Annotated in this window: 9 protein-coding genes; 3 read left to right on the top strand and 6 right to left on the bottom strand. The window is 46.8% G+C overall.

From position 1 onward, the window contains the following. A partial coding sequence (locus MK323_05985; GenBank protein ID MCH2481708.1) for a hypothetical protein occupies positions 1 to 425 on the bottom strand: 425 nt, incomplete at its 3' end. A gap of 198 nt (positions 426 to 623) precedes the next feature. Continuing rightward, on the bottom strand, positions 624 to 809 hold the full coding sequence (locus MK323_05980) for a hypothetical protein (GenBank protein ID MCH2481707.1): 186 nt from the start codon (positions 807 to 809) through the stop codon (positions 624 to 626). 159 nt (positions 810 to 968) lie between these two features. Here MK323_05980 and MK323_05975 point away from each other — a divergent pair, with 159 nt between their 5' ends. Then, entirely contained in the window at positions 969 to 1,361 is a 393-nt protein-coding gene (locus MK323_05975) for a DUF4440 domain-containing protein (protein MCH2481706.1), read from the top strand. Positions 1,362 to 1,818: 457 nt separating this feature from the next. On the opposite strand, the gene MK323_05970 is transcribed toward MK323_05975, so the two are convergent. The 4 genes from MK323_05970 to MK323_05955 all read right to left on the bottom strand — a co-directional run bounded on the left by MK323_05970 (position 1,819) and on the right by MK323_05955 (position 6,369). Continuing rightward, positions 1,819 to 2,430, bottom strand: a complete 612-nt coding sequence (locus MK323_05970; protein ID MCH2481705.1) for an alpha/beta hydrolase fold domain-containing protein — start codon at positions 2,428 to 2,430, stop codon at positions 1,819 to 1,821. 591 nt (positions 2,431 to 3,021) lie between these two features. Then, a complete protein-coding gene (locus MK323_05965; protein ID MCH2481704.1) occupies positions 3,022 to 4,035 on the bottom strand; it encodes a phosphotransferase in 1,014 nt (337 codons plus the stop codon). After that, entirely contained in the window at positions 4,028 to 5,287 is a 1,260-nt protein-coding gene (locus MK323_05960) for an aspartate aminotransferase family protein (GenBank protein MCH2481703.1), read from the bottom strand. Before MK323_05960 ends, MK323_05965 begins: the two co-directional genes overlap by 8 nt. Before the next feature lie 41 nt (positions 5,288 to 5,328). Further along, on the bottom strand, positions 5,329 to 6,369 hold the full coding sequence (locus MK323_05955) for a Gfo/Idh/MocA family oxidoreductase (GenBank protein ID MCH2481702.1): 1,041 nt from the start codon (positions 6,367 to 6,369) through the stop codon (positions 5,329 to 5,331). A 209-nt stretch (positions 6,370 to 6,578) separates the two neighbouring features. Between MK323_05955 and MK323_05950 the strand changes: the two genes are divergently transcribed. Both MK323_05950 and MK323_05945 read left to right on the top strand, forming a co-directional pair. Continuing rightward, entirely contained in the window at positions 6,579 to 7,550 is a 972-nt protein-coding gene (locus MK323_05950) for an ABC transporter permease (GenBank protein ID MCH2481701.1), read from the top strand. 386 nt (positions 7,551 to 7,936) lie between these two features. Beyond that, the gene (locus MK323_05945; protein MCH2481700.1) at positions 7,937 to 8,401 is read left to right on the top strand and encodes a VOC family protein; all 465 of its coding nucleotides are present in this window, start codon (positions 7,937 to 7,939) and stop codon (positions 8,399 to 8,401) included. The last annotated feature ends 17 nt before the right edge of the window (positions 8,402 to 8,418 follow it).

The following is an 8,418-nucleotide window of genomic DNA, read 5'->3' as shown; positions in this document are numbered from 1 at the left end:
ATATCCGCTTCATCCATACAGAATGTCAGGTCGCCTCTGCCGGATAACCTTACAAACACACTAGGTGTAATCTTTCCGGTTGGGATGGAGTGATTGGTCATCGCATCTATGACATTCAGTAACACCGTCTTGCCACAGGCTTTCATCGGTGCCGTAATCACCAGCCTTGAAGTATGCTCAAACTCAGGAAACATCATGGTATGAGCCACCCATAACACCACGGTCAGGGCATTTTCTTCACCGATGAATAGATACCTTTGGAGGTCAGTCATGATGTCCATGAAGACTTCAGTACCGACTGGATCGGGATGAGGTGTTATCACTGGCCACATCGGTGGCGGTTGAACTTCTGATTGCTCTGGATGCAGAGCGGTTACATTGCTTGATGATTGGTTATGAGTAATAACCACTGATCTTGTGTCCATTTTCTTTACCTCTCCTTTTATGTGAATCCTCTTGTGAGAATATTTCTTGACGAACTACGGTGTAGCCGTCACCTATAAAACCTAGCGTTACGTCACCAGTAGGTAGGACCTCGGTGACGCGAACCACTATCGGTTAATCTGCTTCACCATCCTTGTGGATAACGATGGATTCGTTCTGATGTCGTTGTAGTAGCAGCATTATTTGAACTCCTCTATGGGTGGGATCGACCATCTAGCCTGGTTAGGACTAATAGCCTCTAGGAATGGTGGTGCTGGAGTGGCAAGCATCACAGCTTGAGGACTGTCGGTGGGCGGTAGCTGCTTGTTACCTTGTTCATCGAGGATTGTGTTCACTAACTCTTTGTAATAATCGTCTTGTTTCATAAGATTTCTCCGTTTAATAGGCAATAGGATGCCCACAGGTAGGCCAGCGCCTACCTTTGGCATACTTTGTTAAATGGACTGGAACAGTCCGAGAATGGTTACTACTGTTAGACTTTATGGTCGATCAGTCAGACACAAACAAATCTTCCGAGACCAGCCATGACTACCAATAACGTGGAAACGCTAAATATGCTGTTACTTGATGCCATTGATAATGGCGACTGGGAAACTTACCGCGAGTTATGTGATTTTTCCCTAACAGCTTTCGAGCCGGAAGCACTCGGTAACTTAGTGGAAGGGTTAGGTTTCCATGAAACTTACTTCGGTAGTCCTGCCTCAGGTAAACGCAAGTCGAGTGTCAGGTCTCCTCACACACGACTACTAGGCGATACTGCTGTGGTCGCCTATGTAAGACTGGTACAAAGCACGACCAGTGATGGTCAGCACAGCACCACAGCCTTTGAAGAAACTCGTGTCTGGCACAAGATTGACGGTAGTTGGAAGAATGTACATTTCCACCGATCAAATGTTGGAAGAATCGAACTGGGTTAAGTCCTAACTAATACCATCTACAACTACTCTAAATCAGGCTCATCTATATCAAAGTAATCCAGTAGTTCGCCCATGCCAGTGTTGTATCTGTAATAAACAGGTGTATGTCGGAGTTAAGAATTTAGCTACCGTTGCTAAAATGTTGCTAACTTAACGACCTTTCTGTCGCGAAACGACCTTAAACCACCTACAAGCACAGGATCAGAGTTTAGGTTTATGCTTGTTTGTAGGCGTTTATTTGAATTAGCTGTGGTTGGAACGGTGGACTGTTAATCCATATGTCGCTGGATCGAGTCCAACCCGGGGAGCCAGATTTTCCAACAGTTTTTGATGCTCCCATCGGCTGTCCTCTCACCCACTCTGACTATATTCAGACTATTGTTGGTAAGTTTGCCAGGGCTTAGTGCAATCTTTCATCGGCAGTATGGATATATCCAAGTGTAGCGTTCAGGCCTTTTCAGTAAGCCATCATTTCTGGCTTACCTCCATTAACTGCAAGATTCTTTAAAGCCTTCAGAATCAGACCGTCTGCCCTGGCAAGTTCCTCCAACACTGAGAAGTGATCGTGTCCAGGGATCGGGAGATATTGACCATCGTGGCCTCGACTTTGCCACGCATTGTAGTAGTCCTCGGATTGCCGTATCAGTTCCGGCAACTCATCCAGCCCAACCGTTACGATAAGAGGGCTGGATTCGGCTGGAATGTGACGAATGGGTGAGTTGCGTAGCATTTCGGCCTCATCCAATCCCAGCTTTTGGTTAAGATAATTCAGCCGAATCGGTTCTAGGTCAAACAGCCCGCTAATCGCAATACCTCCTGCAATGCGCCGGTCATTCATGGCCATCGCGGTTAGATGTCCGCCAGCAGAGTGGCCACAGATGAAAACTCGTCGTGGATCTCCGCCGTACTTGCTGATCTTTTCGATCACCCAATCAATGGCTGCATAAATTTCTGAAACGATGTCATCCATCTGAACTTCGGGAGCCAGTGTGTACTCAACCAGAACGAAGTTAAAGCCGGACGCCAACAACGCATCACCAATAAAACCATAGGCCTCTTTATCGCCCATTTGCCAATAGCCGCCATGTATATACAACAACGTAGGCGCATCAGTGCTACCACACGGAAACACATCTAGTCGCTGTCTCGGACGCGAGCCATATGAGATGTTGCTCCTCGGCGACCAAGCATTGCTTACCGTCTCACTACGTTTCACCCAATCTGATATGTAGGCATTCCGCTTTTCCATTCCAACTGCATTGGTATTGTCATACGCTACATCTAAAGCTTCCCTTCCCAGACCTCTATAGAGCATCGCGCGACCTCACTCCTTGTTGTTATCACTGGGCCAGGCCTAGCGGGAACCACCCGCTAAACCCTACGGCTATATCTGAACCGATTCCCAGTATTGTTGTGCTGAACCTAAAATGTACCTATCTGATGTCGCTTACTGTCATCTCATGTCCTGAATCAGCATAATGCGCAGAGTCAGATTGCGTAGGTAGACTTGAGATTCAGGGCTTTTGGGGGGGATAGAACCAGTAAGACCAGTGGACTGTTAATCCATATGTCACTGGATCGAGTCCAGCCCGGGGAGCTAGTTTTATAGACAATTCTGATTCACCCTTCCAACACCTAACTTTTTCGGTTTGTAACTATTTCAAATGCTCGGCATCGGCTCGATCAAAATTCCATGGCTTGCCATTACCCTGACGGCTTTTGATCGCACGTAGTCGATAAGATGAGGTAAAGCTATTCTACCTGCCGTAACCTCCGGCCGTGCCGAATACCATCCAATACATACCATCGCTCTTATCAACATGAAAACGTGCACGTATGCTAGATCATTGTCACTGATGGACCGGAACTTGCGGTAACCAGTGATCATAGCTGCCTGCAGATGTTCAATGGGCTTGTCGAGGTCATAGTTAAAAAGAGCGACCGCTATGTCGTAGTGATGCCAGCCGAAACCTGAATCATCAAAATCAATTACGTGCAACCGACTCCCTTCAACGACGATGTTGGCGGGATGCAGATCGGCATGGATGATACTGTAAGTGCGCGGGTCTTTACCGAGCTCAATAAGGAGGTCATAAATATTGTGCCGCAATGTATCAATATATGTTTTTTGATCTGGGGTTAAAGCAGAGGATTCCCAGAATCTTCCCCAGAATGGTGCTTCACCCATTAATCCGTCGGCATCGAAAGAATGTCGCGAGAACTTTAATGGTATGGTCCAAGAAACCGCCTGATTATGGAACTTAGCCATGACCTCACCCAGAAGTGAGAAAGAATTTTCAACAAATGTTAAATCGGGATTGTTTTCAATGAGATTCTCCATTGGCATACCATCCACCCATTCGAGAAGTCCCGCATAACGGTGTTGATTACCAAGATAGACAGACGCATATTGTCGACCGTCTCGAGTGGTCCGGGGCACAGGAACAGTGAGTCCGGCGTCCAGAAGAGCCGCAGTCCACTGTAGCTCAGAAAGCAGTTCGTTCAGATTATGATAGCCAGGCCTGTGTAAGCGAAGAACAAAAGACTGTTTTGTGCCATCCGTAATCTTGAAAACGATGTTTTCGGTAAGAGTTAGGGACTCGATATCCTGGGTCTGGATATCCCAGCTTGCAAGTGCATTGTGAGCGGCCGCCCACGACAAATCATTAAGCATCTAAATGTTCAAGTGTCTGTTCTAGAGCACCTAAAAACTCCTCCGCATCAATTATTGAAAACACAAGAGGTGGGCGAACCTTAAGAACATTGTTGTATGCGCCAGCATTTCCTGTCAGAAAACCTCGATCTTTAAGTTCATTAACCACGCGTACTGCACTCTGTTTATCTGGAGCTTTACTTTTCAAGTCTGTAACAAATTCAAGCCCCCGAAAAAGACCATGCCCACGAACATCTCCAATTGACTTATGTTTCGCTTGGATTTGAAGGAATCGTTCGTGTAGAAACTGGCCAACAGTAGTCACATTTTCACGGAGATTTTCTTGTTCAATTACGTCAAGCACAGCATTTCCAGCCGCGGCTTGCACTGGACTTGATGCGCAAGTGTTGAAATAACGGGTATGTCGACGGAACATTTCAGTAACTTCCGTTGATGCAGCTGTTGCTGCAAGGGGTATACCACCTCCTAGAGGTTTACCCATGGTGACAATATCGGGCACGAAGTCCATTAGCTCATACCCCCACCACAGACCAGTACGACAAAGCCCGGCCTGAACTTCATCAGCGATAAATACTCCACCAGCTTGATGAACAAGTTTAACGGCCGCCTTCATATATCCCACGGGAATATTTGGCAGGCCTTCATTAGCTAGTATTGGACATACGAGCATACCCGCAAACGGTATACCGTCTTCACGAAAAGAGTCGATCACTGATTGGAGCTCTCTGAGAAAATGTTCCTTGAGATCATCAGTATCAGTGCGGTAGGTCTCTGGAAACGGTATGGATCGCACTTCGCCCCGATTGTCCTTTGGACGAGTTAGCTTCGAAACCTCAACACTGTTTCCGTGGTAAGCAGCGTCGGTGCATACAATACCTCGGCCTCCAGTTACCATTCTCGCCATTTGCAAAGCGATTTCATTGGCCTCTGTACCGGTGCAGCTAAAAATTACACTTTCAATTGACTCATGATGAGTATTAATTAGTCGGTCAGCATAGTCTAGAATCGATTGATGCAGATACCGGCTATGGACGTTCAAAGTATTTATTTGGCGTGATACAGATTCTACAAAATGGGGATGACAATGACCTACACACGGTACATTGTTGTAAAGGTCAACATAACGGCGTCCAGACTCATCGTACATAGAAACGCCTTCCCCTCGCACGAGTTGTACGGGTTTTTCATAGAACAGAGTCGACCCCTTACCAAATAAGTGGTTTCGTCGGTTGAGAAGTGTGGTGTTAGTCATTTGTTATCCTTTTGCCCTGAAAAGGCTTTGAGAGCAGGCTCTCATAATTGAATCTCCGTTCCTTTTTCCGATGCTTCAAAAACTGTCAAAGTGGCCTTCAAGGTCTTCGCGGCATCCGTGGCACTGATTCTAGGCTGCTCTGTGCCTTCAATCACCGCGCAGAAATGACGAATCTGGTCAGCGTAAGCATCTCCGATCTTACCCTCGATAACTTCAGAGCTAATTTCGTGGAGCCAGTCGGGATCACCACCACTATGCCTCCACAGAACCAGATTCGGAAAATCCAGCGACGCCTTAGAACCGATAAACCGGTAGACATTTTGTGAGGTCTTGGGGAAATTCGGATTTTCTCCCGTAGCCTGCTCCCAGGTCCAAGGAGAAGGTGTAACATCCGACAACAAAAATGTTCCTAGCGCCCCTGACTGGAACTCTAACAAAAGCGCAGTAGTTTCCTCTTTAGGGTGATCTCGAAGTCCTCTGCTGACTTTGGCTGACAACGAGACAATTTCTCCACAAACATATCTGAGCATGTCAATTTCGTGAATTAGATTGATTAGAACCGGTCCTGAACTTCGCTGCTTGCGCCACTCTGGCTCGAAATATGAATCTGCTTTTCGAACAGCCCAGATGCCGCCCACGCCAACCAGTTGACCCAAAACCCCGTTTTCAATCACTAACTTTGTTTGTTCTATTACTTCGTAATAGCGCCGGTGATGTCCGACCAATACCTGCCTATTGAATACCTTTGAACACTCGATAATCTGTTGTGCTTCTTCAAGAGATGGTGCAATGGGCTTCTCCACTAGCACATGGGTGTTGTGCTTGAGCGACGACAGAACTGGCCCCAGATGTACTTCGGTCGGGGTACAGACAATAACGCCGTCGGGCTGCTTGTCTTGCAGCATATGACTAACTGATGCAAAGAAACTGACGTCGTTTTCTACGGCGGTTGATTCGGCTAGCGGGTCTGTATCGACAATCGCCACCAGCTCAGCTTCAGTCACCTCAGAGATCGCCTGCAGATGTCTTTTGCCAATAGTGCCGGCACCGATCAGGCCCAGTTTAGTTTTATCCAATCCCACGGTTATTGTTCATCAGAAACCCACGAAATTAGTGTTTCACTTGCTGTTTAGTAAAGTTACGATTGTCAGACAACAAGCACAGTTATCCCCGACTCGGACTTGATACCAAGATATCTCATGGAAAACAAATTAGATACATCATTCAACCAGACTTCACCCTACCAAATGCAACGCGATTCCTGATATCTGCGACGCACCAGAGAGCTGTTTTGAGACACTATATTCTAAAACGCCTGCTGCTGATGATTCCGACCCTGCTGGGCGCTGGGATTCTGGTTTTCTTTCTAATGAGAGTATTGCCTGGAGATATCTGCCTTGCCAGGTGGGTCGACTACGGTATGGACCTCGATCCGTCTCTACTGGAACTCTGCCGAAACCAACTCGGACTGAATGATCCGCTGTTAACTCAATTTCTTGAGTTTATTGGTGGGATTTTAAGGTTGGACTTTGGTGAGTCTATGTGGACCGGGCGCCCTATTTTGGAGGAGTTCGAACTTCGGTTTGCACTATCACTCCAGGTTGCTGTTATGGCAACCATGTTTTCTGTGCTAATTGCTGTACCGCTTGGTGTAGTTGCAGCCCTTAAGCAGAACACGTGGATCGATTATGTCGTGCGCATCATCTCTATTGCGGGCGTCTCCATTCCATCATTCTGGTTGGGTATTATGATCATTTTAGGACTCCTTATTACGAGCCAAAACTTATTCGGAGAGCCTTGGTTACCGCCAATAGAATATGTTTCACCGCTTGATGATTTTTGGGGAAATATGGCGCACCTAGTGTGGCCAGCGCTGGCGACAGGATACCGATACTCCGCAGTGGTTGCGCGAATGACCCGTTCCGCATTACTCGACGTTCTGCGAGAAGACTATGTACGAACCGCATACGCGAAAGGTATCGCTCATAGAAGAGTGATCAATCGCCACGCGCTTAGGAATGCATTGTTGCCGGTTGTCACCGTAATTGGGATGGAGTTCTCTTTCTTTATGGGCGGTCTGGTGGTTACAGAACAGGTGTTTAACCTGAACGGTTTAGGGCGTTTGCTGGTCGACTCGGTACTGTATTCAGACTATAACTTGATTCAGGCATTAACCATGTTGGTTGTGTCTGTTTTCGTTTTAGTCAATTTCGTAGTCGATATTTCCTATGCCCGACTTGACCCACGTATCCGTTATATGTGACGTAAATGAAACATATGAGTTCATGACCCGATTGGCAGTATTTGCTCTTGTCTAAGGATAACTCACCTTCAAATCCACAATATTCGAATTGTGGGTAATGATATTGTCGTCGATTGTTCTCCGCCTAGCATTGTGTTATCCCTGGCCAAGACCCTGGGGCCACCAGGGAAATGGGCAGCGGTCTGACTCAGGCCCGTTTACCGCTTGCGAGGTTTAGAGATATCCATTTCAGGATTACGGTTCCTGGTGACAGAAATAGAAAAGCCTGGTCCAATACGGTCTAACTGGAGCAGGTACACTGGCGCTGCGATAAATCGTAACTAGCTGAATTTGGCTCATAATTCAGACAAGACACCAACACCTAAAACGACACGCTAAACTGATTCATGACTATCCCCACCAAAGCAACTGCCATTGGCATCAATCATCTAGCTCTAGAGGTTGGTAATATCGCCGAAGCATTGGCCTTTTATGGCAGTTTTCTCAATTTTACGATCACGAGTCAGACCGAGGACGCCGCATTTATCTATTTCGGTGACCAGTTCATCAATTTTGCAAAAGGTAGAACGCAAACGCCCGATGACAAACGTCACTTCGGCATTGCCGTGGATGACAAAGAACTGGTCCGTAAAACTCTGATCAACATGGACGTTACTCTCCTCAATGGCCGATTTCTAGATTTTCTTGACCCATGGGGTAACCGTATAGAAATCACCACCTACACCAATATCATGTTCAGCAAAACCAGTCCCATCCTACGAGGGATGGGTATGGATCATTTGCAAAAAACAGACAAAGTCCTAGCCGAACTGGACAAGCGTGGCCTCAGTACAATAGAGGACTCTGAGTAGAGACAATAGATCTACTC

The sequence above is a fragment of the Gammaproteobacteria bacterium genome (assembly GCA_022450155.1).
Taxonomy (GTDB): domain Bacteria; phylum Pseudomonadota; class Gammaproteobacteria; order Arenicellales; family UBA868; genus REDSEA-S09-B13.
Note: the sequence above shows the minus strand (reverse complement) of the source record. Positions and strands in the feature narration are given on the sequence as shown.

What these genes read in the sequence shown, in the direction of transcription:
- MK323_05980 (MCH2481707.1), bottom strand. Translation starts at nt 809, where the DNA reads ATGAAACAAGACGATTATTACAAAGAGTTAGTGAACACAATCCTCGAT.
- MK323_05975 (MCH2481706.1), top strand. Translation starts at nt 969, where the DNA reads ATGACTACCAATAACGTGGAAACGCTAAATATGCTGTTACTTGATGCC.
- MK323_05970 (MCH2481705.1), bottom strand. Translation starts at nt 2,430, where the DNA reads ATGGGCGATAAAGAGGCCTATGGTTTTATTGGTGATGCGTTGTTGGCG.
- MK323_05965 (MCH2481704.1), bottom strand. Translation starts at nt 4,035, where the DNA reads ATGCTTAATGATTTGTCGTGGGCGGCCGCTCACAATGCACTTGCAAGC.
- MK323_05960 (MCH2481703.1), bottom strand. Translation starts at nt 5,287, where the DNA reads ATGACTAACACCACACTTCTCAACCGACGAAACCACTTATTTGGTAAG.
- MK323_05945 (MCH2481700.1), top strand. Translation starts at nt 7,937, where the DNA reads ATGACTATCCCCACCAAAGCAACTGCCATTGGCATCAATCATCTAGCT.